Below are 25,480 nucleotides of genomic sequence, written 5' to 3' on the forward strand. Positions count from 1 at the left end.
TCAGGCTTCGCCGGTGATGGACAAACCATCCACCCAAACGTGAGGGCTCACACCGCGGTGGGTGACTTCAGCCTCGGATTCAAGGTGCGCAATACCGTTGAGAACAGTGCGGATATCGCCAGCAACCGTTGCAGCTTCAACCGAAACCCTTTCGCCGTTCTTGACCAACCAACCATCAAACGGCAGAGAGAAGGATCCCTGAGTGGCCTTTACACCGGCATGCAGTGCAGAAAGATCTTCGATCAAAACGAAAGGCCCGGATTCTGTGCGGTGATTCAGGCTGCTGCCGCTCATAACCTCTGGATCGGAGCCGACCACGAACCAGTCCGGACCTACCGAGACCTTGGCTCCTAGCCCCGCGTGGCCGGTGGGCTCAACGCCGAATGCTCGTGCCGTGGCTTCAGAGTGCAGAAAGTTCTTCAGTGTTCCTCCTTCAATCAAGGAAAGACGACGGGTCGGCGTACCTTCGCCATCGAAGGCTGCAGCACTGATATGGCCAGGATGAAGTCCGTCATCGTGCAGATTCAAGAACGGAACTGCCACGTTGGAACCGATCGAATCACGCTGGCTCAGGCTCACACCGTCGAGCACCGAACGAGCATTGAACATGCTGCTGAAGGCGCCAAGTAGGGAAAGAAAAGCCTCCGGTGTAAAGCAGACCCGGTAACTGCCGGTGTCGATAGGGCGATAGTCGAGATGACTAATCGTTCGGTCAACCGCTTCGCTGATGCAGCCTTCTACATCAAGTTCGCTGCTGCCGAGCCCAAGACGGACGGCTCCTCCACTTCGCGGCTTGCGGCCGGCCTCTTCGGCTCGGGCATAAAGATAGAGGCTGGCTTGGGTGCGCTCCATCTGGCGCAGAGCCCCATCACTGTTGAGATAGAGGCTCTGGGATAGAGATTCCGCCAGGCCGTTGTAGGGCACAGTTTCAATGGCCCGGTGGCGGCTCAAGAGGTCTGCTTCTGCATCCCGAAGGGTGTCCAACAGGGGGAGAATTCCCTGGCGGGGTTGCAGTGGTCGATCCAGTTCAGGCAGTGGTGCCGTGGCCAGAGGTGAAAACTGAGGAATTTCGTCGGGGTTTCCAAAACGACTGGCCGCATGGGCCCCGACCAGAGCTTGCTCTAGTCCTCCATCGGAGAGGTCGGTGGTGCTGGTGATGCCGACCAGGCCATCGCTGTTCCAGACGCGAACTGTGATGGAACTCCGCTGTGATGCCTTGAGTTGCTTTGCTTCACCCCGGTCAACCTGAACAGAGCAATCGTCGCTGCATGCAGCACCGAGGTCCCAACAGCGAATCCCTTCTCGCGAGGCGAGAGTCTGGAGTCGATCTCTCAGATGTGTGGCGTTGAGGCTGTTGTTGCTGGTCATCCTCAGCGGCCCCCAACTGTGATCGAGTCAACCTTGATGTGGGGTTGTCCGACGGTGACAAACACACTGCCGCTTACGGAACCGCAGAACCCTGCAGCCAGTTCAAGGTCATTGGCACACATAGAAATCCGTGGCATGACCTCTTTGGCATCACCGATCAGCGTGGCTCCTTTTACGGGTTTGGTGAGTTTGCCGTTCTCAATCAGATAGCCCTCTTCAACGGAGAAGTTGAACTGGCCAGTTGGACCAACGCTGCCGCCTCCCATGGCCTTGCAATAAAGACCCCTATCCACGGATTCAATCAGTTGTTCAGGCGAATGGGATCCCGCATCGATAAAAGTGTTTCGCATCCGGCTGGCAGCTGCAAACGCATGGCTCTGACGTCGACCGCTTCCCGTGCGTTTGTGGCCGGTGCGCAGTTCACCAGCACGGTCGCTGATAAAGCGCTGCAGCACACCGTCCTTGATCAAGACGGTGCGCTCCGGTTCCATTCCCTCATCGTCCATGGACAACGAACCGAAGGATCCACCACTCAAGCCTTCGTCGATTGCGGTGACGGCCGGGTGAGCAATGAGTTCACCCACACGGTCAGCGAAGGGGGTTGTGCCGCGTTCGATCTGAGTTGTTTCGAGAAGATGTCCACAGGCTTCGTGGAAGATCACACCGCCGAAACGATTGGCCAGCACAGCTGGCATTTGTCCAGCATCCACGTAGTCGGCACGCAACATCGTGCCGGCGCTGTTGCAGACCTCGGCTGCACTGGCTTCGGAATCCCAGTCACGAAGGTCATCTGGGCGGTCGGAACTGCCGTAGCGGCGGCCAATGCTGGATCGGTGCTCTCCGTCAGCCGCTAGGACAGATAAGCCCGACGACTGGTGCAATCGAATGTCTCTCGCGAAGGTACCGTCGGAGGCTGCGACCAGCACTTCCTGCCAATCGCGGGCGTAACTGCCACGGCGAACCTGTAGGTACTGGCCCAAGCGCTCGAGATGAGCAGTTCCCTGCAGCAGGCATTGGCTGGCTAGATCCAGGGATGGGCAGCGATCAAGCCAATCCGCTTTCGCCAAGCCATGGTCCGTCAGGGCCTTCAATCCTTCAAAACCTGCAGAGGTGCTGAGGTGCTGAGGCTCCAGCCCCAGCATCGCCAGGGCCTGATCAAGAGCACGCTTCAGTCCCGCTTCGCTGAGGTCATTGGTGCTGACAAAGCCATCACGGCCTTCACGGAACACCCGCAGTCCTGCCCCACGCGCAAAGGATGGATTGACACTGGTGATTCGATCCTGTTCAGCGAGCAAACCGATGTGATCTGTTCGCTCGAGGAATACTTCCACCAGATCGGCACCTGCAGCACTGCCGCGATGCAAGAGGGACTCCATAAGTCCGCGCCACTGATTGGAAAAGGCGTTGGTCAAGGAAACTCCTGAATTTGGCTGGGGAATAACCCTCAGCGCACGGCTGGTTGAAAACGCTCGCTGTCGATCGCTGGCATCAGAAATAGCTTTGCCATTTCGGCACCGTTACCGATCCAGAAAGGCAGCTTCCGCAGCAACTTGACGGGAGCAATGGAATTGCTGGCGTCGGCCTGCTCCAAGGCATTGTTGTTGGCAACAAGGCGCTCGAGGCGAGTCCAGAACTTTTCGTTCTTGACGTCGAGCACGACGGGGAAGACGCGAGCAGATGTCTCGTTGGTTTTCTCGATCACCATTTTGTCGTAGGTGCGCGCATCAAGGCCAAGGGCCTCGTAGAACTCCTTGCGGGCAACGTCACGCACGTACATGGTTGCGAATACCGCCAGAAGGAAGAAGCGACACCAAAGTTTGGCGATCGGACCACGGACCGTATCGGGTTGTGCCTTCATCAGGGCATCGAAGAAATCGCCGTGGCGGTTTTCGTCCTGACACCAGTTCTCGAAGAAGTTAAAGATCGGGAAAATCTTGCTGTCGGGATTCTTTTCGAGATGGCGGAAAATGGCGATGTAGCGCCAATAGCCGATTTTTTCAGAGAGATATGTTGCGTAAAAAATGAATTTTGGCTTGAAAAAAGTGTAATCCTTATTGGCCGTGAGAAAACCAAGGTCAAGTTGCATACCGAAGTCGCTCATTGACTTATTGAGGAAGCCTGCATGACGGGCTTCATCACGAGCCATATGAGCAAAACACTCAGCAAGAAGAGGATTTTTGGCCTTAATCCGACGACTCAGTTCCTTGTAAAGAAGGAATCCTGAAAATTCAGAGGTGCAGCTTTGCTCCAGGAATTCAATGAAGACCTTGCGGGTCTCCGGGTCGAGCTTGTCTGCGGCTCCCTCAAACTCCTCGTTGCGAACAAAGTGATGACGGTTGTAATCCTTCCTGAATTCTTCGCAGATGGCTTCTAGTTCAGCCTCGTTCGGCTGAAGATCCATCGCCGCCATCGCCTCAAAATCGGTGGTGTAGAAGCGTGGGGTGAGGATTGTGTCCTTGACAGGATCCTTGATGGCTACAGCGCTGCCTTCGGCCACGGTGGTGGGAGGGACCATCAGTTGCGTTTCACGATCCTGCCAATGTAGGCGTGTCGGGACGACCCCCGAGCTCAAAACGACTGGTTAGTTACCTCCCAACCACTTTTGGCCGTTGAGGCGTTGCAACAGGCGGGAGACCAGAAGGGGCAGAGACATCCGTTTTTCGTCGATCAGGAAGCTTTCCAACAGGGTGGGGTCACTGCCGGGGTCAGCCAAGGCAATCACCTTTGTGCTGTTGATGTCTGCCTTGGAGAAGCAGAGCCAGAAGCGGCGTCCACCAGGGAGTTCGCCGATGACCATTGGACAATCCCCTCCAACCACGGGACGCTGACCATCCACGCGCTCCAGTCGTTCTGCTGTGATGTTGTGATCAGCCAGTTGTTTGGCGACGGCCGGAACAAACAGCGAGTCGATGAACTCTGGGAAGGGTTTGTCCTCCGGTTTCGGAGGTTTTGCTTTCGCTGCAGGCTTGGCAGGGGTCTCTTGACCTGAAGGCTCCTTCTCGACAGGGGTTTCGCTCACCGATCCAGGGTTACTGCGGCAACTGTAAGCAGCCTGGTGCGTTGCTTACCAGTTCGCTTCAGGATCATCCCCCCAGTCGCTGAACTGCTGTGAGGGAGATGGTACGGCTGAGGCTTGTGGATGCCGGGGCTCAGACGAAGGGCGCTGAATCACGCGATAAGCCACAGAAACCGTGGGGGCCGGTTCGCGCACATCCCTTTCAGGGCCTGGGGTTGTAGTGGATCGGCGAGCCGAATCGTTGACGGCCGATTCCGTCTCTTGGACGTCGGGGTGGACAGGGGAATGGCGCTTCCGACTGAGAGGACGTTGCGCTGGTAAAAACAGGAAAGCTGTGAGTGCTGCTCCCACAGCGCCACCACCGGCGGCGAGTGCGGTCCACGCACCCAGGGGCATGGCTGGGGTCGTCCAAACCAGCAAGCGAAGCCGAGTCTTGTCTCCGACATTGATCGCAGAAAAGGCGAGCAACGCCAGCAGAGGAGCCAGACAGGGGATCAGCAGTAGCCGCTGAAACGTGCTCATTCCAGTGGACCGCTCCAGCGATTCAACGGAGCAAGATCATCTTCCAGCCCATCGAATAGGCGCACCACAAGAAAATCCACCATCTCGTTCAACGACTCTGGTCGGGTGTACCAAGCCGGAATGGGAGCGGCAATGGTTGCTCCTGCTTCCGCCAGACCGGTGAGGTTGCGGAGGTGAATCAGGTTGAAGGGCATCTCCCGTGGAGCGATCACCAGCGGACGGCGCTCCTTGAGGTGAACATCCGCACAGCGCTCGATCAGATCAGCGGCAATTCCGGCGTGGATGCGTCCAACCGTTCCCATGCTGCAAGGAACGATCACCATCGCGCGTGTCCGGTAGCTCCCACTCGCGATGCAGGCGGCTTGATCATTCCAGCGATGGCATCTCAAATCTCCGCTCTCCACCCCAAGCCTGTCTCTCCAGAACCCGTTTTGCTTCAGGGGATCCACGGGAATGGACAGCCCCTGTTCTGCACGGAAGACCTCATGGGCGCCGTGGCTGAGAACGAGATGGACAGAGCGCCCTCGCTGCAGAAGTAACTGCAGGGCACGCTCGGCAAGGGGTTGTGCCGACGCACCGGTGACGGCCAGAACGTAGGGATGCATCACTCAGCGCTCGCTGAGGGAAACAGGCAGCGGCTCAGACGGTTCAAGCTCGGTGGAGACTTCGTCGCCCTGACTGATGACCTCGAGATCTATCTGATTGCGTAGAACATCGACATTGATCACACGCACCTGAACCTGATCACCGAGTTGATAGGTCTGACGGTTCTTGCGACCGACCAAACGATTCTGTCGTGATCTGTATTCGTACCAGTCATCGTTGAGGGAGCTCACATGAACCAGGCCCTCAACCCGACTCTCGCCCACTTCAACGAAGAAGCCATAGCTCTGAACACCACTGATACGGCCTTCCACCTGCTCGCCGATCAGCGGTTGTGCTGATCGGGCCTGGATCATCGACAGCAGATCTTTTTCAAGCTCCAGCACCTGCCGGCGAAGGGAATTGAGCCGCTGCACCGTGCGGTCGTTGACCAACCCATTCAATTTCTCGTCCTGGGATGCCGTAAATAAGGGCCAAGTCAGATCAGCGCCTGCTCCCTTGCAACCAAGCTTCAAACGCGTCTTGTGACGCACGGTCGGACGATCTTTGGCGTCCGTCAAAAGTGCAACGAGCAACTGTTGATTGGCAAGGTGTCCGTAATGCTGTGTGGCGCAGGTCCAAGGGGTGAATGACGCGTCATGGCTGGCTGGATCACCTCCCTCTGCTGGGGAAGGCTCCTGTTCTGCATGGGACGTCTCCGTGGACACCGCAAAATTGAGTGGAGGTAGCGCGTGGCTGAGCTGTTGTTCAAGCACCCGTCGTTGGCTGCTGTCTTTGAACACCTGGATCAGCTCGGACGCTGACGGACACCCCTCGTCATCGAGTTCAAGGGGGAGGTCCAAGGCGATGGCCGTCTTGGCAACATCGGTCAAGACGTTGCCATCGGGTTCCTCAGCCTGAATGCTGATCCCGGGCAATTGGAGATCAATCCGGTGTGCAGTCCAGGCACGATCGGCACACCTCAGCAGAGGTTGGAGGAATGCATGGGGATCCTCCGGGTTGAAGGCGTCAACCCAGCGATGACGAAGACCGGATGGATCCGCACTGCGTAGATCACCAAGCGCCTCCAGCTGGGGAGGGCGTAGGTCCAGTTGCACAGCCCCGATGTTGCGCTCGTAGTCCAGCAGGAGAGTGCTGCAGAACCGCAAGGTCTCCAGTTGAGCCAACTGATCTTTGATGGGCTTAAGTGCCGCCGGAATGCTTCGAGCCTTTGGTTTGCGTTCCGCCAGAGCGATTAATTGATCAGCGCTCACTTCGGCTGTGGGGCGAACCGTGCTGAGCATGAACTCCCAGTCGCAGAGTTCACCATTGGCTCCGATGTCCAGTCGCACGCTGATGGCCTCGACATCTGTGCCGGTGGCGAAGCTCGTCGCTTTGTGCAGCGCGGGTGTTAGCAGGGGGTGCCAGACCTCACCGAGGCAAAGCGCTTCACCGCGATCTCGCAGACAAACATCGAGGCTGCTGCCTAATCCGATTCGCTCGCCCACGCTGGGCACGTGGATCCATAGACGGCATCCGCCATCCTTGGCTTCAACATGAACTGCCGGCAAGCCCGGTGCATCTTCCTGCTTCCAGCCTTTGAGAAGGAGGCACGGTTGTCCGGTCAGATCGACACGGCCCTTCGCCGCAGGAGTTTTGCCAGAACTACGGGGCGCCGCCGGACGATCTTGAAGCCCAGCCTTGGTCAATAAGAGGTCACGATCCGCTGCAGGGCCGCCGTTGAGCGGGAGAGAGCGCACCACACGCCCTGCAGCAGCGTTTTGGGCTACGGGATAGCGGTCAATGTGCACCTCGACGACGCTTGAGATCTCTTCTCCAGGTAGATGCTCGGAATCCTCTGGTGGCAGTTCGATGCCAGCCAGCACCCTGTCATCAAGTGGTGATGCCAGTAACTGCTGGCCCTGTTGCTCCACCTGGGCCAGCAGAGAGCGGGTTGCACGCTCAAGGATGCACTGAACGCCGCCTTCAGGAGAGCGTCGTCGTCCGCCCTCGCGCGTTACACGCACCAACACGCGATCACCATTCCAAGCATGGTTGAGCTGATGATCCCGGATGTAGATGTCCTCACCGCCGTCATCACGAATGGCGAAGCAGAACCCTTTGCTACTGCACCTCAGTCGGGCATCAATCAGATCATTTTCAAGTGGGCGCTTGAGTCCACCCTCGCTCGATCGTTCAACGACACCGAGCTTCACCAGTGATGCGAGAGCAAGCTCCAGTGACACTTGATCCGCCTTATTGAGCTTCAGGATCTTGGCCAGCTGGTCTTGTTCAGAAGGATGCTCTGTAGAGAGCTGATCCAGCAGATCGGCAACCGTGAATTTCATCGTGGCGTACGCAGGAACCGACCATCAGGGCCGGGAGAGAAGGAAGGGGTGGCCGACGCCGAACAGCTGGCCGTGCTGAGTCAACCCTTCGAACTTCACTTTAAGGCTCTGAAGTCTGATCCCCGTCTGTGGAGTTTTCAGCATCGCTGAACAGAGGCAGCAGCAAGCGACCACCAATCACGAGAAAACCGATGGAAGCAACCAACTGGAGAAGGTCGCTGGGAATCACTGTCGCGACGGATCCTCCTGCAAAGGCTCCAAGCAAGCTCGCGAGAACAAGCGCTGATGATGATCCAAGAAACACCGCCAGGGGGCGATTTGAAGTGCCGCTGATGGCGACGGTGGCGAGTTGGGTCTTGTCACCGAGTTCGGCCAAGAACACAGTCAAGAAGGTGGAAATCAGAAGGGGAAAATCCATCGTCAACTCGCAGCACTAAGCCATAAAGATCGGGCGGCTTGCAGGCCCAGCCAGATGCCAAGGGCCACCATCAGCAGTCCAGCCATCAGCTCCAGTCGCTCAGGAGGAAGCGTTTTGGCCAACCATTGACCCACGAGGACTCCCACAAGGCTGGACGCAATCAAAGCCAGTGCGGCACCGATGAATACCAACACCGGTGAGCCGGACTGGGCGGAGAGCAGGAGCGTCGCCAGCTGCGTCTTGTCTCCCAGTTCAGCCAGGAAAACGGTTGTGAAGGTGCTGAACAGCACGGCAGCGAAGCTCCGCGACTCGTTGCTTGTTTGCTCACTGGTCAACAGGACCTCCCGCTGTCTGCGCGCGGTTGAACCTACGCATCACGCCACTGCGGCCGCCATAGGTGCTGCGGATCTGCTGGTTGCAACAGGCAATGGCGAAGCCGTCGAGAGCATCCTCTGGAACGTGAAACAACCGCCCCAGCTCGCTGACGCGGCAGAAATCAGGACGCTCGTCGTAGATCCTGCAGCGCTGCCTGCCCGTGTCGTAATTGATGCACCAGCCATCTGGCCCCACCATGGCTAGATAGGTGCGCTGTTGATCTTCGGTCAAAGCCGCTAGAGCATCAGCACGTTCCTCCGGAGCGAGTCGACAACAGGCACCGCAGTGCTTGATGCAGGTCCACTGAAGCTTTTCTCTGGTCATCGCTGAGGCTGTGACAAGCCATCACAGAGAGAGGAACGAATTCGTCGATCTCGGGACAGAGCCCCGTAGCCTGGGAGGTGAAAAGATTTCGGACAGCGCTGCATCGTCATGGGCTTTGACATTCACCTGATCGCCAACTTTGCCGCCCTGGCGTTGATCACCATTGCCGGCCCCGCTGTCATCTTCATCCTCTTCTACCGCCGCGGCGCGCTCTGATCGCCTCTGCTTAGGGACGAAGCCCCAATCCAAGACAGGCTTCCTCCATCAACTGAACGACACGTGTATCCCTCGCCAGGTCGTCGTCACTGGTGAGGGTTTTTTCTTGTTCAATCTTTGCCTGCAAGGTTTTCCCCTCTCCATTGGTGAGCGTGAGACCTGACATTTCGGTCCAGCTAGCTGTGTACTGACGGTTCCCGCGGTCGATCAGCACAAGCTCCGTATGGGCTCGAATTGCTTTGAGCTCCAGTTGCAGACGCTGTTCGCCCTGCCAACGGTTGATCGAAATGCTGTAGGCAACGTCACAGGATTCGGGTACGACCGCTGATGGATCCCATCGCCAGGCAATGGCACGGCGCTCGCTGTCTCCCTGGCGAAGCCTCAGGGCTAGGTGTCCTCCTTTGAGGTCACGGCGCTCCTCAACGTTGACGCCCCGTGACCAGAACAACGGTTTCGGATGACCGATCCCAAAGGGAGCCAAGGATTGCAAATGCCGCCAGAGCTCCCAGTTCACGTCCTTTAAATGCAGCAGGGCATCGGGTTGCACGGGTCGGCCGAGGGCCTGGGTCATCAGCCAACCATCCGCTTGTTCGCAGAGGCGTTCATGCAGGGCATGCACATGCTCAGCTTTCACGGTGAACCCACCGGCGGCGGGATGGCCTCCAAAACGGGACAACAGATCACTGCAACTGGAGAGGGCATCATCCACAGCAAATCCGACGGGCCCACGCACCGAAGCCCGAAGACAGCCATCACCATCTCCAGCCAGGAGAGCGGTGGGTCGGTGATATCGCTCCATCAGACGCGCAGCAACAATTCCAATCACCCCGTGATGCCAGTGGCTTTGCGCCAAAAGAAGAAATGACGGGAGAGCATCACTTGTCTCCGCATCCACGAGGGCCACGGCCTCCGCTTCAATCGCATCGCACAGATCGCGCCGCTGGCGGTTGAAATCATCACAACGTCGCGCCAGCGCCATTGCCGAATCAGAGTCTTCCGCTGTGAGTAGATCCACAACGAGCTTCGGTTCTCCTAAGCGACCAACGGCATTGATGCGTGGTGCAAGTTGAAATCCGATGTCTTCGGCCGTCAGCGGACGTTCCCCGAGACCAGCTAGACGCTGCAGCGCTTGCAATCCGCTGCACTCGGAACGATGTAGATGATTCAGTCCCTCCAGCAACCAGCTGCGGTTGGCGCCTACCAAGGGGGCCATATCGGCCACAGTCCCAATGCAGAACAGATCCCGAGCCACGCGGATGGCCTCAGGTTTGTTCAGGGCTTCGGCCACGGCATGGGCAAGCACATAAGCCAGTCCAACCCCAGCCAGACCACGATAAGGAGAGCCGTCCGGTGTAGTCGCTGGGTGAATCAGGGCGGTCATGGGCGGCCGTTTCGCCGGGATGGTGTGGTGATCAGTCACGATCACCTGCATGTGCAAGCTGGCAGCGAGATCGAGCGCTTCCCGCGCGGCAACGCCGTTATCGACGGTGACCAAAAGTCGCACTCCGTCGTCAAAAAGCCGCTGAACCATGGCTGGGTTGAGGCCGTATCCCTCGTCCATCCGTGACGGAATCGCTGGCTCTGGATCGGCGCCAAGCGGGCCCAAAGCTCTCAAAAGGAGAGCTGTGCTGGTCATTCCATCGGCGTCGTAATCGCCACAGATGGCCACGCGTTCTCTGGCATGGCAAGCCTTAACCAAGCGCGCACAGGCTTGTTCCAGATCAGGGAAGTGATCGCTGGTGGGCGGCAGATCACCAGGTGAGAGGAACGTTTCCGCCTCGGATCGTGACGTGAAGCCCCTGCGACGCAGAACACACCGCAACGCCAGCGGTAAATCAAGCCCCAGCAATGGCGACGGTTCCACTACGGCCGGAAGGGACCAGGACCAGTGAAGGGGGACAGCCGGCAAGGGAACGCAACAGGCGGTGATGTCCCAGCATTGTGCCGTTGCTGGTCATCAAGTTGAACAGGCTTTCAGCGGTTTTTTGGGATGTGGATGGAACCTTGGCCGACACGGAAATGGATGGTCATCGCCCTGCCTTTAACAAGACTTTCGAGGAGCTAAATCTTCCGTTTCATTGGGATGAACAGCTTTACAACACGCTTCTGGCAATTCCTGGAGGGCTCCGCAGGGTGAAGGTCCACGCTGAAGACCGTGGGGTGATGCTCAGCCAGGATCAATTGGATCAAGTGCGTGATCGCAAAAGGCTGCATTATCTGGAGCGCGTCCGTCAGGGCCATGTGAAGTTGCGCCCGGGTGTCAGGAGACTGCTGGAGGAGCTGAACTTCGCCGGGGTGCAGCAGTGGATTGTGACTTCAAGCGGATCCGCCTCCGTGATGGCCCTTCTCGAGCAGATTCAGAACGACATCCCTCACTTCGATGGCGTCGTGACATCCGACGACGTTTCAGCAGGCAAACCTGCACCGGACGGCTACCTGCTGGCCCTCAGGCGCAGTGGCGCCGATGGTGCGGCAAGTCTCGCTGTGGAAGATTCAGCGGCGGGTCTGTCTGCTGCAACGGCAGCTGGTCTGTGTTGTCTGCTCACCCCCTCCCCCTGGGATGCATCTGCCCTGCGTGATGCCAGTAAAAATGCAGCTGCCGTGCTGGATCACCTTGGGGAACCGGGGGAGCCGGCGACCGTACGTTCCGGTCCCACTTGCCAGGACGGAACAGTGACGCTGAAGTATTTGCAGACTCTGCTGTCGGTGCCTGATAGATGAGCTCAATCCAGCGCACACGCCTGGCGGGCCTGCAGAACAGTTGGGGAGCAGTCCTTCGACGCAATTGGTCTGGCCCCTGGTGGCGACGTAGTGCGTCGTTGTTGATTCTTCTGATTGGCTTTTTTATCGGCAGCAATCTCACAGTGCATCTGGCGAATGCCGTAGGGGTCAGAACGTTCACAGCCCTCTATTCCCTTATTGCCTGTGAACTGCTGGTGCTCTGGCGCCGTCGTCTCCCCTGGCTCGACAACCTGCGGCTCGGTTTTGTTTATTCCGTAGTTTTGGAGGCCTTCAAAGTTGGATCCTGAGGGCCAACGTTTGATTCCGAGCGACGACCAGCAACGGTTGCTCCACCACCTTCATCTGGGTGATGCAGCGACCTGGTTCGCAGAACAGCGCAAAACGGAGCGCCATCAAGTTGCTCTCGACCATTGGCATCCCGAAGCAACACCGGATTGGTTGTGGTCGGTTGGATTGCCCCTTCTGAGTCTGGCGAACGAATGGCGTGGGCAACGCCGTCTGTTGGGGCTCAATGCTCTCCCAGGATGCGGTAAGACCACCCTTGGGCAATGGATTGAAGCCGCCGCAAAGGTCTTGGACCTATCGATTCAAGTGGTTTCACTGGATGATTTTTATTTCGAAGCGGATCGGCTTGACGCAGCAATGCGCGGTAACCCTTGGGGGGTGCCTCGCGCGCTTCCGGGCAGCCATGACCTGAACCTTCTGCAGGACTGCCTTCTGCAATGGCGACAGGGCCAAGACGTGTCGATGCCTTGCTTTGACAAAGCGAAGAGAAATGGTCGTGGAGATCGCAACGGTTGGCGACGCTGTGACGCCGACGTCTTGATTCTCGAGGGTTGGTTTGTCGGCTGTGAATCGACGATGGACCTTGCAACAGCAGAATCCCATCTCGAAACTCCTTTGGCACCGGAGGAACTGGCGTGGCGCACAAAACTGCAACCCGTACTTGCCGATTACGAAGCGATCTGGAGCAGCTTCGATCAGCTCTGGCAATTGCGAGCACGCAATTTCAACGCTCCTTTGCTCTGGAAACGCCAACAGGAAGCAACGCTTCAGTCTGAACGAGGAGCATCACTCTCCTCTTCAGAACTGGAACGTTTCATCCGAATGATTCTCTGCGCACTGCCCTCAAGCTGTTTTCAACAGATGCGCGCTGATGTTGTTGTGGAGGTCGATTCGGATAGAACCTTGCGGCGAATCCACCTCCCCAAAGCGATTCAGGATTCGCCGTCTTCGGCTTCACTCACTGGGTAGACAAAACCCTGAGCCCGGCCACTCAACACAGATTTGCCGATAGACATTGCACGCTGTGCGGCAACGGCAGCCTTGGCCTTCCAAGTGGCGCTGCGCTGGTTGCGCTTGGCCTTGGATGTTTTCTTCTTCGGGACGGCCATTGCGCCTGGTGAATTTCCAAACCGAGATTGTCTCGTTTGGAACCCCCTTGCGTCAAATCGCTAGGCTTAACAAAGCGCAGCGTTGACGTGGCACCAGGTTCGAACAGCTCTAGTGGTTCCGCTGCCCTTCAGAAGGTTCAACCTTCCTCGATTCAGGGTTTCTGGAAGAAACAGGACACTGTGAGTTATTCCACCCTGCTGCGGGATATCGACGCAAAACAGATCAAGCAGTTGGATCTCGTGCCGGACCAGAGGGAGGTCAGGGTCCAATACAACGACGGGCGACGAATCACTGTTCCCGTCTTCGCGAACGACAATCAGATCCTGCGCGCTGCCGAGAGCTCCGGCACATCCCTGACGGTCGTGGATGTGCGACGCGAACAAGCAGGTCGAGAACTGGCGGGGACCCTGTTTCTGGTGCTCCTGGTGGTGGTCGGTTTGTCTTTTTTGCTGAAACGTTCAGCACAAATGGCGAATCGTGCCCTTGGTTTTGGGCGCAGTCAGCCCCGGTTGAAACCGCAGGAAGACCTGCAGCTTCGTTTTGAGGATGTCGCCGGAATCAACGATGCACGGCTCGAACTTGAGGAGGTCGTCACCTTTCTCAAGCAGCCTGAGGCTTTCATTCGACTTGGCGCCAAGATTCCCCGGGGCGTGCTATTGGTCGGCCCCCCTGGGACAGGGAAAACCCTTCTAGCCAAGGCGATTGCAGGAGAAGCGGAAGTGCCCTTCTTCTCCATGGCAGCGTCCGAATTTGTGGAACTTTTCGTTGGTGTCGGCGCGAGCAGAGTTCGCGATCTATTCCGCCAGGCCAAGGAAAAATCCCCCTGCATCGTCTTCATTGATGAGATCGATGCCGTCGGTCGTCAGCGTGGGGCTGGAATCGGCGGCGGTAACGATGAACGTGAGCAGACCCTCAACCAACTCCTGACGGAGATGGATGGATTCGAGGAGAACTCCGGCGTGATCCTTCTTGCGGCGACGAACCGCGCCGACGTACTTGATGCCGCTCTCCTGAGGCCAGGACGATTCGACCGCCGCATTGATGTGGGCCTACCTGATCGGCGTGGACGTGAGGCGATTCTTGCGGTGCACGCCAGAACAAGACCCCTCGATGACTCCGTCTCTTTGTCGGATTGGGCGAGCCGGACCCCCGGATTCTCTGGTGCTGATCTTGCCAATCTTCTCAATGAGGCAGCCATCCTCACGGCACGTCAGAACATGCTCCGCATCGGCCAGTTTCAGCTGGAAGGTGCCTTGGAACGCATCACCATGGGGCTGAGCAACCGCCCCTTGCAGGACACCGCCAAAAAACGCCTCATCGCCTACCACGAGGTGGGCCACGCCCTTGTGGCGACCCTTCTGCCGGCCGCCAATGCGGTGGATAAGGTCACGATTCTTCCTCGGGGCGGAGCCGGTGGATACACCCGCTTCATGCCAGACGAAGAGGTGCTCGATTCCGGTTTGGTCACCCGCTCGTCCTGCCTGGCGGATCTGGTTGTGGCATTGGGTGGACGAGCAGCGGAGCAAGTGGTCTTCGGCACCCTCGAGATCACCCAGGGGGCTAGTGGAGATCTCCAGATGGTGGCTCAACTGGCCCGCGAGATGGTGACACGCTTCGGCTTTTCCAATCTCGGACCGATGGCGCTGGAGGGTCCGGGATCGGAGGTCTTCCTCGGTCGCGACTGGTTCAACCAACGGCCTGGCTATGCCGAATCCACGGGCCAGGCCATTGATGCACAGATCCGCCAGCTCGCCAAGAATGCTTTGGCGCAGGCCATCGCTCTGCTGGAGCAGCGTCGGGAGTTGATGGACCACCTGGTTGAAGTTTTGATTGCGGAGGAAACGATCAACGGTGATCGTTTCCGCGAGATCGCTGGACTCCCATGAGACGCCTCCTCCTTCTGCTGCCGCTGGTTGTTGTCGCAGCCCGGATGCAGATCGAGTGGCTCTGGTTTGAGCAGTTCGGCTGGACCAACGTCCTTCTGAAACGCTGGCTACTGCAGCTGCTCTTTGCGGGATTTGCACTGCTGCCGCTGCTGGCTGCACGCACCTGGTCGAGACAGTTCAGGCGTCAGAACGTTGTGTCATCCCAGGGAGTGTGTTTGACCGGCTGGTCCTACGCAACAGCACTTTTTCTATGTGGCGGTGTTCTGCTGATCAGCTCAATGCTGGCGCTCAATCTGGCGGAGTTGTCCACCCGTCATCCGTTCCAACTGGCCGAATGGCAACAGTTTCTGGTTCCACACAACCGGATCACGACTTTGGTGATGCTGATCCAGGGCGGGCTGATTGCCCTAGCGATGGCCTGGCCGCGTTGGAACCCCTGGCTGGCACGAATCATTGCGGGCTCTTTCGTCTTGGTCGTCGCCCGATCGTGGGGGATCTGGTCGCTATCCCTCTCGATTCCCAACAGCTCCTTGCATGATCCAATCCTTGAGGCCGATCTCAGCTTCGGATTAGGTCGCTTCGCTGGAGTGGATCTAGGCCTGGAGTTGCTAGTCCTCAGTGCCGCTTTCACTCTCAGTTTTGAGCTCTGGCGTTGCCTGGCCCGCTCAAAAGCCATCTCTGACTGGGCCAGTCCAGTTTTTTCAGCCCGACAGATTCAACTGCTCAAACTGCCCTCGGCTGTTCTTCTGCTGGGAGCGGCAGGGCTGGTGTGGTTATCGAGGCACCAGCTGCTTTGGACACAACACGGATTGGTGGCTGGTGCTGGTTGGCTGCAGCATCACCTCACCCTTCCCTTGCGTGGTGGCGTCACACTTCTGTTGGTTCTGATCGCACTCGCGCTGCTGTTTCCTTGTCGGAGACGGTTTCGTCAGGGCCTGGTCTTGAGCTTGGCGTCGCTCGTGGCTCTCGAGATGATCGCTACACCGCTCACACGCTGGCTCGTGGTGCGGCCGCAGGAACTGGATTTGCAGGCTCCTTACCTAGCCAATGCCATTCAGGCGACACAGCGGGGATTCCAGCTGGATCGGATCAAACGGCGTGTCTACGAACCAAAAACCAAGTTAAGCAGCGCTGATCTAGAGCAAGGCGAAAGCACCCTGGACAATGTGCGCCTGTGGGACAGCGCTCCCTTGTTGGAAGCCAATCGGCAACTACAACAACTTCGTGTTTATTACCGCTTTTCGAATGCGGCCGTTGATCGATATCCGCTCAATCAAGACAGCGATACGGCGCAACAGGTGATCCTTTCGGCACGTGAATTGGATCAGTCAGCCCTGCCACGCCGATCAAGAACCTGGCAGAACCGCCATTTTATTTTTACTCATGGCTATGGATTCACGGTTAGCCCCGTGAACGAGCGCAGCAACGATGGCTTGCCCTCGTATTTCATCAGTGACCTCGGCACGGAAACAAGGATTGAGGGGAATGAGGCACTAGGAATTGAACAATCGGAGGTCAGAGAGGCGATACCTGTCGGCGATGCCGCGCTGTATTACGGAATGCTGCCTTCTCCTTATGCGGTCGCGCCCACGCAGATCGCGGAATTCGACTACCCCGAAGGAGATCTCAATGTTGATACCCACTATCAGGGTTTTGGTGGGATACCCATTGGATCCTGGCTGCAACGGTGTGCAGCGGCTGTTTACCTCCATGAGCCACGTTTACTGACAACCAAGGCGATCACCAATGATTCAAAGCTTCTGATTCGACGTGAAGTTCGAAATCGTGTTGCCGCGATCGCTCCGTTCATTGATTTTCGTGGTGATCCTTATTTGATCTCGATTCCAGAAGCTACAGCAGACCCAACAAGCACGACCAAATCGCAATCTGAACAACGCCAACAACATCAATATTGGGTCGTCGAGGGATATACACACAGTTCAACCCTGGCCTATAGCGCGGCGGTAGGAGCAAATAATCCGGAACGGTATTTGAGGAACTCGGTTAAAGCCATCGTTGATGCTTACAACGGCAGTGTTCACTTTTATATTTCGGAACCCGACGATCCAATCATCAGCGCTTGGAATCAAGCATTCCCGGTCTTGTTTGAATCGATGAATGCAATGCCAAAGTTTGTTCGCGATCACCTCAGAGTGCCTGAGGATTTCTTCAATGTTCAGGTCAATCAACTAAAGCGTTATCACGTTGAAGACCCAAGAATTTTTTATAGCGGTGATGATGTCTGGCAAGTACCAAGTGAGATTTATGGTGGCCGCAAAGTTGACGTACAGCCTTATCACATTACGGCACAAGTTCAGGGGAATGACAATTCAGAATTCCTCCTGCTGCAACCATTAACCCCATTGGCTCGGCCGAATTTAACAGCCTGGTTGGCAGCCCGAAACGATGGCGATCATTACGGTGAATTGCTTCTCATCGATTTCCCTAAGGACAAGAACATTCTTGGTCCTGAACAAGTTCAGGCTCTGATTCATCAAGATCCTGAAGTCAGCAAGGTGTTTGGACTCTGGGATCAAGGCGACCTCGAACTCGTACAAGGCAATCTTCTGGTTCTACCCGTTGGCGACGGTCTTCTCTACGTCGAACCGGTTTATCTGCGCACCAGCAAGGTGGGCTTGCCCTCTCTGGCACGAATCGTCGTCAGTGATGGTCGCTCAATTGCCATGGATCAAAGCCTGTCCCTTGCCTTAGAGCAACTCATGAAAAAAGCCCCACCCGTTTGAGGGGTAGGGCAAACGATGCATGCCAAATCGCGTGCTGAAGAGAAATCAGCCGATTGCCGAGAAATACTCTTTCGAGCCTTTGGGATCGGGCTTCATGGTCTTTTCGCCAGGAGTCCAGTTAGCGGGGCAGACCTCGTCAGGGTTGGACTGCACGTACTGGAAGGCCTGCAGAACCCGCAGGGTTTCATCAACGTTACGACCCACGGGCAGGTTGTTGATCGTGGCGTGCATGATGACGCCATCGGGATCGATGATGAACAGGCCACGCAAGGCGACACCCTCAGCGTCATCGAGGACGTTGTAAGCCGTCGAAATTTCCTTCTTCAGGTCAGCGACGAGGGGATAGTTGATGTCACCCAGGCCACCCTGATTGCGTGCTGTCTGAATCCAAGCCAGGTGGCTGAACTGGCTGTCTACGGAAACGCCGAGTACTTCGGTGTTCTTGCTGGAGAAATCGGAATAACGGTCACTGAAGGCCGTGATTTCAGTCGGGCAGACGAAGGTGAAATCCAGAGGGTAGAAGAACAACACCACGTACTTGCCCCGGTACTGGGACAGCGTGATTTCCTTGAACTCCTGGTCCACCACAGCGGTAGCTGTGAAATCAGGGGCCTGCTGGCCAACACGCAGGCAACCGTTGTCGGTCATGATTGGAGGGAGAATGAATGACCTGAAGGCCGCAACCGACTTAATACGTAGTCGATTCGACTTCCAGTTTCACGTTTCAACCTATCACGGCTATGGCCCTCCGTCGCCATAAACTCAGACGATGACTGATCAACTCACGAGCTGGGACCCTTCGCTGCTTCGAAAGTTCAGCGCTACCGGACATTTTCGTCTGCTGAACCAGCTAAAGGGAGATCTACGCAAAAAGCCCTTGGATCGTGACCAACGATCAGGTCAGCTCCGGAGTGTGGGTCTCAATCGCGGTTCAACCCGTCGTTCGGCGCCAGCGCGAAACGTCGAGCCAGCTACGGCACCAGCACCGACGGTCCAGGTGGATGCTCTAGCCAACATGGATGATCAGCCCAAGTCATTTCGCGATCGACTCAATGCCATCGACATGCGCTGAGCCAGAACCCCGAGATGTATGATGGTGACTGGCCTGAAGGGCCTGCGTCAGAGTAGCTCAGCTGGTTAGAGCACAGGATTCATAACCCTGAGGTCGGGAGTTCAAGTCTCCCCTCTGACATTCATTCGACAAAACTGGGGACAAGCCAGCTGCTTGTCATTTCGGACTGGATCGTTATTTGCTCAAGCCTTGCGTGCAGGCAGCTTGACTAGAGGATTGAGGGCTGCACCACCGGCCCGACGGATTTCAAAATGAAGGTGGGGCCCTGTGCTTCGACCGGTACTTCCCATAAGAGAAATACGCGCGCCACGGGAAACAACCTGGCCTTTTTTGACAAGAAGGCGACTGTTATGGGCGTAACGGGTGGACTCACCATCGCTATGGGCGATTTCAACCAGATAGCCATAGGCACCGCTCCAGCCGGAGAAGGAGACGATGCCATCCCGTGCAGCAATAACCGGAGTTCCTGTGTTGTTGGCGATGTCAATCCCTTTGTGCATCCGACCCCAGCGCCATCCATAACCGGAGGTGAACACACCCTTTGTCGGCCACTGATAACCAACAATCGGCGGCTTAAGGCTGTCAGGATGATCAGCTGTCGACAATGGAGTTTGCTGAGGCCAGGCGGCGCCGCCGCTGCGGAGCGGGCGAACAGCGAGAACAGACTGACCTGAGGATGCGTTAGAGATCTGAAGTTCCCGACCGACCGTCAAGGCATTGAGCTGAACACCGGGATTAAAGGTCTTCAACTGCGCTTGGGTCACGCCATGACGCTTGAGAAATGCAGCAAGTGAATCACCCTGCTGAATTTTCGCGATATTGCTGACTGGAGGTGGGGCCGAAACAGGAAGCGTTTTGCGTTCACTGGCTCGATCGAGAGACGACAGTGTCACAGCAACCACCCGAGCTGAATCAGGAAGAGCAAGCCAACTGGTTGGCTCGAAAACATGATCCGGAGAAACGCTGTTCAACGTCGCAAGCTTCTGTGCGTCCAGCCGAAGCAAATCAGCGAATCTGTTCAGTGGGGTCGACGAGAGAACTTTGAACCAAAGCCGCGTTGTGGTGTCTGTTGTGCTGGCGAGAGAAACGGGCTCTGGAGACTCAACAATTGGGAGTGGGGGTAATTCAGCGAGATTGAAGGTGGCGTTATCAGCAATTCCGGGCAGAGAGCTCCACACTCCCAGCGTCACAACAGGGGTTACAGCAGTTGCTACGACAAGCAGTGCGCGCATGAAACCCAACAGACGCGCTGAAGGTAACGAGCCAAACATCACAGCGCAAGGGGGATTGGAGCAGTGGTGTGATCACCACAACCTCAACTGCTGACCAGCCACGTAGGTCACCAGTGCACAGGCCACAGAAAGATTGAGGCTGCGCACGCCACCCTGGCCAGCGTCATCGGCGGCACCGGGCATCGGAATCGTCAGAATGGTGTCGCAGGCCTCGCGAACCGGGTCCGGCAGACCGGTGTCTTCACGTCCAAAGAGCAGAACATCACCCCGTTTGAATTCAAATGAAGAGAGTGATGCACCACCGCGACGACTACAGCCGATCAACCTCTGCTCCGGCAGAAGTTGTGACTGGAATGCCGGAAAATCTGAGGCGATGGAGAGTTGTACGTGCGGCCAGTAATCGAGACCGGCACGGCGAACGCTGCGATCATCGACCTTGAAGCCAAGGGGTTCTATCAACGTCAGCGGCACTCTGAAGGCAGCAGAGGTACGCGCAATATTCCCCGTGTTTGGTGGAATCTGTGGCTCGAACAATGCAATACGCAGGGGCTCCATCTCAGTCATGGCACCACACGTCCAAGGGCATGAAGGTCAAGAGCACGTCCCTGGAGAACAAGCCAGGCAGCATCGGCAACACGATCCAACTGTTGAGCGAGAGCTCCCAAACGGTCTCGAAACAGCCCACCAATACGTGTTGGGGGAACGACGCCCCATCCTGTCTCTTCAATCACGAGCACAAAAGTGCAGCGCGATGACGTGACAGCAGCGATCAGTCGTTCACACAACAGGTTCCAGGCGGATGCATCGAGCTCCAAATGATGTGCGACAAAGCCACCAAGCGCATCGATCAGCACGGACTGACCTGGCGAAAGGGTCTCAATGACCTCCACCAGCTCAGCACCGGATTCAGCAACAGCCCAGTGCTCAGGACGACGCTGTCGGTGAGCATCAAGGCGTTTCTGCCACTCAAGGTCTTCTGGTCGGGCAGCTGCCGTCGCGATGTACGTCACATCAGGGTGGTTGTGCAGCAGATGCTCTGCCCACCGACTCTTTCCACTGCGCGCTGGCCCGCTGACCAGAATCAAACCGTTGTTGATACTTAAAACCATGGGCTTGTTAGGGGCCGTTGGATCAACCACCGCCATTCATACCTTTCAAGGTCGCAACGGACGACGGAGAGACGCGGTTGAGATACCTGAAAATCCAATACTTAAATATCGTCGCTAACACGACAGGGAAGGTCGCAATGAAGAGATTGACGAAACTCTGGCTGGATGGAAGGCCGAAATGCTCTGCGATTCCATCCAGCAACACAGACCAGCCTTCAGGGCTGTGATAACCCACAAAGATATCGGTGAACAAAATAATGGCGAAGGCCTTGGCGGAATCACTCAGGCCGTATACAGCCTCATCAACAAATCCTCGGAGAACCCGCAGTTCGTCGCGACTGATCAGGCACACAACCGCAAAAGCGATCAGACCTGCGAGATCAGCAAAGACGTTTTTGATCGCCTTCAGACTCTCCTCATCAGCATCATGTTTGAGCTCCGTCGCCTTCTCGGTGAGCTGGTCGCGCAACTGAGCATCATCCAAAGGCGGCACACCTTTTAAAAATGCATCAAATTCCAGCTCCTGTTTGTAGAGGCGAAGCTTTTCAGCCGCCTTTTCTTCGAGCTGCGGCTTGGGGTAACTGAGGAACGGTAGTTCAGGTGAAAAGTGATTCACCGCAGGTGAGATCAGATACGTGCCGGCGATCTGCTGAACCAGCAAGGGAACCAGAATCAGCAAGAGCAGAACACGCAGGGAGATCAACGTGCTGTCACGACGGCGTCGATAGCCTGCAACAACGTTGTCCTCAGTTGAGGGATCCAACTGCAGTCGAATACTGTCAAAGACACCCAGAAGTGAACGGGGCAGCGCGTCCGGTGAGCGACTAATAGAGGGTGATCCACTCGAACGTCGGGGTCCATAGCGGCTGACAACGGTTTCAATCAGTTGGAGTTGCCGTAGCTCCTGAGAATCAAGTTGCGCCCGTTGTTCAGAAAGATTGACCGCTGAATTGCGGCAAATGGCCAGTGCAGTTTTAAACCGGCGCAGAATCGTGGCCTGAACAGCTCGCGGTACGGAAAGCTTGAGGTCAGGGCGGATCTGCCGGTCTCCGTAATACTCCAGTTCCAGGCTCTGAATGAGCAGAGCCGCCTCATAACCACGCTCAAGATCACTGGAGAATTCAACGGATTGTTTGGAGCTGAATAAATTGATCCAGTTACGGCGGCTCATCTCAATCGTTCAATCAGCGCGAGAAAACCCACCAGGTCGCCATCGGAATGATGGTTCCAAGCACCAGAAGGATGATGACCCATTTGGTGGCATCGCTCTCTTCGGTTTCCGCCTTGGTTGGGATGTTGGTGGGCAGGGTGACGCGTTCAATTTGCTGCGGTGGGCCCGGGTCCTCTCCACCTGAGAGAACTGTCGAAAGACGCGTCAGACCATCCACGGAAGCCTGGCGGTAGCGGTCCCCTTCCCGCAGGGGCACAGTCATCGTTGTGCGGGCGGTACTGGAAAGAAGGCTGGCGGGAAGCTGAGCTTCCAGCTCCTGATCCGCAACCACGGCGGATTTCTTGTTCTGAGTTTCGATCAACATCAACAAGAGAGGATTGCCAGTCGGAGAACTCCAGCTTTCGAGAAGTTCCTCACCAAAGTTGTTCAGACTGATGCCGTAATCCAGGCGACGCAGGGTGATCAGACGGGCATCCACCCGTTGATCATCAAAACTGCGTAACTTCGCCTCCAATTCGCCACGACTGGCACGGCTGAGCACATCCGCTTCGTCGATCACCAGTGTCTCCGGCAGGCTTCCGCCTAAGGCAGCAGGAGCTATCGCGAGGCTGGCAGGGGCCAAGAGAAGCAGACAGATCCCGAAACTGAGCAAGCTGGCCAACAGGCGTCGGGCGGAAAGGGACATCCCATCAAGCGTTATGACCTCCTCAGTCTGCCGTTAGCTGTCCAGCATGTCGCGGTTGAGCGCCTCAATTGCTTGAACGACCATGCGGGCCTCGTTGACGGGCAGAGACATTTGAGAGGTGAGTTGATCCAGGAATTCGCTCTCCTCCGGAGTGACCTTGCGATCGGCATGGACAAGATGAGCCGCCACAGCAAGGGCAGACTGCTGCTGTCTTGCGTTGAGCTGGGGCAGGGCAGATGCAATCAGACCATCAACTCCCTGGTCCCTCAGCAGAAGCAGCAACCGATCAAACAATTCCCCCATCGCAGCTTCAGAACTGTCGCTGTAAAGGGATCGGTACTCCAGTTGACACCGGAGGGCGTGTGCTTCATCCCTCCCGAGTCTTCCATCACAGGCAACAGCGGCTAGGGCTATGGCGGCAAAGGCCTCTTGAGTCGTCATGGCAGGGACATACGTGTCCGTATTTGAGCAGGATGATTGCGTTCTGACAGCCCCCATCGTTGATGCCAGCCCCCGCCCGTGTCGTTCTGATCTGTGCGCTCCTGTTGCTGGGTCTGACCGTGACAAATGCGGGGTTAGCGGGAACGGTCACACCAGACCTCCAAAGGGCAGAGGTTCTGGCAGGCATGGCATCGGTGGGACTGATGTTGGTAGCCGTTCTCTGGACAAGGGCCAACCCGAAATCAGCTGAGAAGGTGTCGTTGAAGGGAGAGCAGGGACTGGTGTTGTTCGAGCAGTTCAATGATGTTCAGAAACAGGAGCTGGCCTGGGGAAGTCACATGCTTCTGACAGCGACTCCAGCTGCTTCGGTTCTGGTGCTTTGGCGTCAGCAGGTTGTGTTGCGAAGGGGCCTGATCAGTCAGGACCCCTTCCAACCAGGAGCCATCACCAAGCGAGCCATGGACCGTGAACAGACCATCTCTCTCGTGAACACCACACTTTTTCCCGGTCGGGCCGAATTTGACGGGATGCTGCAGTCGCTTCCAGCAATTGTCGTGTGCCCCATGGGACAGCAGGGGGTGGTGATTGTGGGGGGCTGGTCGCCCCGTTGTTTCAGCCGCTCAGATGAGCGTTGGCTGGAGGGATGGGCTCAGCGACTCAGAACGACACTGGAGACCGAGGACGTTTCGCATCGGTCTTGGGATTCAGCTTGATCGTTGATTCAACACGCTGACCCGGTTGGCCGAAACGGATCTCGCCATCGTCCGTGATCGTGGCTTCCATCCTTGAGGCCCGCGTGGTCTGCTCTGGTTTCTTTCGGCGCAACACGACATCTCCATCAGCCACGACCCGTTCACTGTTCCAGTTCCAACTGCAACGGCGAGCTGTGAGGGTTTCCTGCTTCTGCTGCAGACGACAGTCGCTGGGGATGATCACCGTACCGCTGCGTTCATCAAGCTTGAAACCCTTGCCTTGAACTGTGCTGTTCTGCAATTCAGCCTTTACCGGTTGCACGGACTGGAGCTGCTGCGCCGAGAACAACCAGCGCGTTCGGCCGGCGGTGATGGTGCCACGGTCGTTCTCGAGAAGAAGCGTGACCGGCTCCTGCAGATCGAGAAATCCCTGGCGGGTGTTGCCACTTAACCCTGAAGCACTGAGCTTCCGGCCATCGCGTCGAACAGCCTCAACCTGGCCCGGAGCCTGCATCAGACCGCTCCGCAAATTCCAGTTGCCGCTGCCACCACGCACCACTGTTGAATCAGGATTGTCGTCTGTGGAGGTGCTGTTGTCGCTTGCCTCATCTCGACGTTTCAGCTCTGTTGGACCGTCGAAGACCAAGAGTTCAGTGTCCTGTTGAAAGGCCAGCTCACGGGAACGGATTTGCGTCTGGCCATCACTCGCCATCGGCCTTTGATTGATCACCATCAGCGACTGAGTGGGCGTCCAAATCAGGTTGTCCCCCTTGATCGTTAGCCCCCGTTGGTTCAACTGACGGAGATGAACCGACCCTTCAAGGACGACGAGTTCACCATCCCTCAACACCGTGGCCAGATCAGCGGTGATCCGGTAGTGCGGTTGATCGTCCCGATACAAGATCCCCTGGGGGCGCCGCGCGCGAATGGTTCGACTGCTCAGGTCGTAGCGCGCCTCTGGGCTGGTCAAATCCCAGTCACGATCACCATTGTCGGCTCGCTGACTCAAATCAAGAGATCGGAAGACGAACGAAGGGGTGGGTTCAATCGTGGAATGCCGGCTGGAACTGCAGGCGGCCAAAAGCGAGGTTGCCACGAGGGCTGCTGTAAGACCACAGCGAGACAGGCAATGCATGCTTTCC

Annotated in this window: 28 protein-coding genes and 1 tRNA gene; 9 read left to right on the forward strand and 20 right to left on the reverse strand. The window is 56.9% G+C overall.

Translation table 11 applies throughout. The features are described 5' to 3' along the window. The 10 genes from DXY30_RS06485 to DXY30_RS06530 all read right to left on the reverse strand — a co-directional run bounded on the left by DXY30_RS06485 (position 1) and on the right by DXY30_RS06530 (position 8,953). Positions 1 to 1,368 (reverse strand): TldD/PmbA family protein, encoded by a 1,368-nt coding sequence (locus DXY30_RS06485; protein ID WP_115093859.1) that lies wholly within the window; start codon positions 1,366 to 1,368, stop codon positions 1 to 3. Between the two features lie 2 nt (positions 1,369 to 1,370). Then, on the reverse strand, positions 1,371 to 2,780 hold the full coding sequence (locus DXY30_RS06490; protein ID WP_115093860.1) for a TldD/PmbA family protein: 1,410 nt from the start codon (positions 2,778 to 2,780) through the stop codon (positions 1,371 to 1,373). Positions 2,781 to 2,812: 32 nt separating this feature from the next. Next, complete coding sequence (acsF, locus tag DXY30_RS06495; protein ID WP_115093861.1) at positions 2,813 to 3,883, reverse strand: magnesium-protoporphyrin IX monomethyl ester (oxidative) cyclase; 1,071 nt, start codon at positions 3,881 to 3,883, stop codon at positions 2,813 to 2,815. A 66-nt stretch (positions 3,884 to 3,949) separates the two neighbouring features. After that, on the reverse strand, positions 3,950 to 4,387 hold the full coding sequence (locus tag DXY30_RS06500; RefSeq protein WP_115093862.1) for a DUF2996 domain-containing protein: 438 nt from the start codon (positions 4,385 to 4,387) through the stop codon (positions 3,950 to 3,952). A gap of 45 nt (positions 4,388 to 4,432) precedes the next feature. Continuing rightward, entirely contained in the window at positions 4,433 to 4,906 is a 474-nt protein-coding gene (locus DXY30_RS06505) for a hypothetical protein (protein ID WP_115093864.1), read from the reverse strand. Next, positions 4,903 to 5,511 (reverse strand): flavin prenyltransferase UbiX, encoded by a 609-nt coding sequence (locus tag DXY30_RS06510; protein ID WP_115094248.1) that lies wholly within the window; start codon positions 5,509 to 5,511, stop codon positions 4,903 to 4,905. Before DXY30_RS06510 ends, DXY30_RS06505 begins: the two co-directional genes overlap by 4 nt. 3 nt (positions 5,512 to 5,514) lie before the next feature. Next, on the reverse strand, positions 5,515 to 7,836 hold the full coding sequence (locus DXY30_RS06515) for an RNB domain-containing ribonuclease (RefSeq protein ID WP_115093866.1): 2,322 nt from the start codon (positions 7,834 to 7,836) through the stop codon (positions 5,515 to 5,517). Positions 7,837 to 7,936: 100 nt separating this feature from the next. Further along, positions 7,937 to 8,254, reverse strand: coding sequence for a TMEM165/GDT1 family protein (locus DXY30_RS06520; protein WP_115023143.1), 318 nt, complete (start codon positions 8,252 to 8,254; stop codon positions 7,937 to 7,939). Between the two features lie 2 nt (positions 8,255 to 8,256). Then, the gene (locus DXY30_RS06525) at positions 8,257 to 8,589 is read right to left on the reverse strand and encodes a TMEM165/GDT1 family protein (protein ID WP_115093868.1); all 333 of its coding nucleotides are present in this window, start codon (positions 8,587 to 8,589) and stop codon (positions 8,257 to 8,259) included. Then, positions 8,579 to 8,953, reverse strand: a complete 375-nt coding sequence (locus tag DXY30_RS06530; protein WP_115093870.1) for a YkgJ family cysteine cluster protein — start codon at positions 8,951 to 8,953, stop codon at positions 8,579 to 8,581. The genes DXY30_RS06525 and DXY30_RS06530 overlap by 11 nt, the downstream gene beginning before the upstream one ends. Positions 8,954 to 9,061: 108 nt before the next feature. On the opposite strand from DXY30_RS06530, the gene psb30 reads away from it, so the two are divergent. Further along, the gene (gene psb30, locus DXY30_RS06535) at positions 9,062 to 9,169 is read left to right on the forward strand and encodes a photosystem II reaction center protein Ycf12/Psb30 (RefSeq protein ID WP_115023138.1); all 108 of its coding nucleotides are present in this window, start codon (positions 9,062 to 9,064) and stop codon (positions 9,167 to 9,169) included. Between the two features lie 10 nt (positions 9,170 to 9,179). Here psb30 and recJ read toward each other — a convergent pair whose 3' ends face one another. Then, positions 9,180 to 11,078, reverse strand: a complete 1,899-nt coding sequence (recJ, locus tag DXY30_RS06540) for a single-stranded-DNA-specific exonuclease RecJ (RefSeq protein ID WP_115093871.1) — start codon at positions 11,076 to 11,078, stop codon at positions 9,180 to 9,182. A 53-nt stretch (positions 11,079 to 11,131) separates the two neighbouring features. On the opposite strand from recJ, the gene DXY30_RS06545 reads away from it, so the two are divergent. From DXY30_RS06545 to DXY30_RS06555, 3 genes are read left to right on the forward strand one after another with little or no spacing between them, the layout of a single operon-like run. Then, the gene (locus DXY30_RS06545; protein WP_256359545.1) at positions 11,132 to 11,890 is read left to right on the forward strand and encodes an HAD-IA family hydrolase; all 759 of its coding nucleotides are present in this window, start codon (positions 11,132 to 11,134) and stop codon (positions 11,888 to 11,890) included. Further along, complete coding sequence (locus DXY30_RS06550; protein WP_115093875.1) at positions 11,887 to 12,198, forward strand: DUF565 domain-containing protein; 312 nt, start codon at positions 11,887 to 11,889, stop codon at positions 12,196 to 12,198. Before DXY30_RS06545 ends, DXY30_RS06550 begins: the two co-directional genes overlap by 4 nt. 10 nt (positions 12,199 to 12,208) lie before the next feature. Continuing rightward, a complete protein-coding gene (locus DXY30_RS06555; protein ID WP_244281301.1) occupies positions 12,209 to 13,165 on the forward strand; it encodes a phosphoribulokinase in 957 nt (318 codons plus the stop codon). On the opposite strand, the gene rpmF is transcribed toward DXY30_RS06555, so the two are convergent. Then, positions 13,129 to 13,305 (reverse strand): 50S ribosomal protein L32, encoded by a 177-nt coding sequence (gene rpmF / locus DXY30_RS06560; protein ID WP_115093879.1) that lies wholly within the window; start codon positions 13,303 to 13,305, stop codon positions 13,129 to 13,131. The genes DXY30_RS06555 and rpmF overlap by 37 nt on opposite strands. Positions 13,306 to 13,392: 87 nt before the next feature. Between rpmF and ftsH the strand changes: the two genes are divergently transcribed. Beyond that, complete coding sequence (ftsH, locus tag DXY30_RS06565; RefSeq protein ID WP_115093882.1) at positions 13,393 to 15,192, forward strand: ATP-dependent zinc metalloprotease FtsH; 1,800 nt, start codon at positions 13,393 to 13,395, stop codon at positions 15,190 to 15,192. Continuing rightward, a complete protein-coding gene (locus DXY30_RS06570) occupies positions 15,189 to 17,936 on the forward strand; it encodes a UPF0182 family protein (protein ID WP_115093884.1) in 2,748 nt (915 codons plus the stop codon). The genes ftsH and DXY30_RS06570 overlap by 4 nt, the downstream gene beginning before the upstream one ends. Before the next feature lie 45 nt (positions 17,937 to 17,981). Here the strand turns inward: DXY30_RS06570 and DXY30_RS06575 are convergent, their stop codons facing one another. Beyond that, the gene (locus tag DXY30_RS06575) at positions 17,982 to 18,584 is read right to left on the reverse strand and encodes a peroxiredoxin (RefSeq protein WP_115023120.1); all 603 of its coding nucleotides are present in this window, start codon (positions 18,582 to 18,584) and stop codon (positions 17,982 to 17,984) included. A 121-nt stretch (positions 18,585 to 18,705) separates the two neighbouring features. Here DXY30_RS06575 and DXY30_RS06580 point away from each other — a divergent pair, with 121 nt between their 5' ends. Both DXY30_RS06580 and DXY30_RS06585 read left to right on the forward strand, forming a co-directional pair. Beyond that, complete coding sequence (locus DXY30_RS06580; protein ID WP_115093886.1) at positions 18,706 to 19,008, forward strand: hypothetical protein; 303 nt, start codon at positions 18,706 to 18,708, stop codon at positions 19,006 to 19,008. Between the two features lie 46 nt (positions 19,009 to 19,054). Next, a tRNA-Met gene (locus tag DXY30_RS06585) sits at positions 19,055 to 19,128 on the forward strand. A gap of 62 nt (positions 19,129 to 19,190) precedes the next feature. Here DXY30_RS06585 and DXY30_RS06590 read toward each other — a convergent pair. The 6 genes from DXY30_RS06590 to DXY30_RS06615 all read right to left on the reverse strand — a co-directional run bounded on the left by DXY30_RS06590 (position 19,191) and on the right by DXY30_RS06615 (position 23,646). Then, a complete protein-coding gene (locus DXY30_RS06590; RefSeq protein ID WP_115094249.1) occupies positions 19,191 to 20,240 on the reverse strand; it encodes a M23 family metallopeptidase in 1,050 nt (349 codons plus the stop codon). A gap of 72 nt (positions 20,241 to 20,312) precedes the next feature. Further along, on the reverse strand, positions 20,313 to 20,804 hold the full coding sequence (locus DXY30_RS06595; RefSeq protein WP_115093888.1) for a tRNA (cytidine(34)-2'-O)-methyltransferase: 492 nt from the start codon (positions 20,802 to 20,804) through the stop codon (positions 20,313 to 20,315). Beyond that, positions 20,801 to 21,385, reverse strand: coding sequence for a bifunctional adenosylcobinamide kinase/adenosylcobinamide-phosphate guanylyltransferase (gene cobU / locus DXY30_RS06600; RefSeq protein WP_244281303.1), 585 nt, complete (start codon positions 21,383 to 21,385; stop codon positions 20,801 to 20,803). Before cobU ends, DXY30_RS06595 begins: the two co-directional genes overlap by 4 nt. After that, complete coding sequence (gene pxcA, locus DXY30_RS06605; protein ID WP_115093890.1) at positions 21,372 to 22,520, reverse strand: proton extrusion protein PcxA; 1,149 nt, start codon at positions 22,518 to 22,520, stop codon at positions 21,372 to 21,374. Before pxcA ends, cobU begins: the two co-directional genes overlap by 14 nt. 13 nt (positions 22,521 to 22,533) lie before the next feature. Further along, entirely contained in the window at positions 22,534 to 23,205 is a 672-nt protein-coding gene (psb32, locus tag DXY30_RS06610; RefSeq protein ID WP_115093892.1) for a photosystem II repair protein Psb32, read from the reverse strand. Between the two features lie 33 nt (positions 23,206 to 23,238). Beyond that, complete coding sequence (locus tag DXY30_RS06615) at positions 23,239 to 23,646, reverse strand: tellurite resistance TerB family protein (RefSeq protein WP_115093894.1); 408 nt, start codon at positions 23,644 to 23,646, stop codon at positions 23,239 to 23,241. A 62-nt stretch (positions 23,647 to 23,708) separates the two neighbouring features. Here DXY30_RS06615 and DXY30_RS06620 point away from each other — a divergent pair, with 62 nt between their 5' ends. Beyond that, a complete protein-coding gene (locus DXY30_RS06620; RefSeq protein ID WP_115093895.1) occupies positions 23,709 to 24,359 on the forward strand; it encodes a cofactor assembly of complex C subunit B in 651 nt (216 codons plus the stop codon). On the opposite strand, the gene lptC is transcribed toward DXY30_RS06620, so the two are convergent. Continuing rightward, positions 24,304 to 25,473 (reverse strand): LPS export ABC transporter periplasmic protein LptC, encoded by a 1,170-nt coding sequence (gene lptC, locus DXY30_RS06625; RefSeq protein ID WP_115093897.1) that lies wholly within the window; start codon positions 25,471 to 25,473, stop codon positions 24,304 to 24,306. The two genes, DXY30_RS06620 and lptC, sit on opposite strands and share 56 nt — an antisense overlap. Positions 25,474 to 25,480: the final 7 nt, after the last annotated feature.

This window comes from Synechococcus sp. UW106, assembly GCF_900474015.1.
In the GTDB taxonomy this organism is placed as follows: domain Bacteria; phylum Cyanobacteriota; class Cyanobacteriia; order PCC-6307; family Cyanobiaceae; genus Parasynechococcus.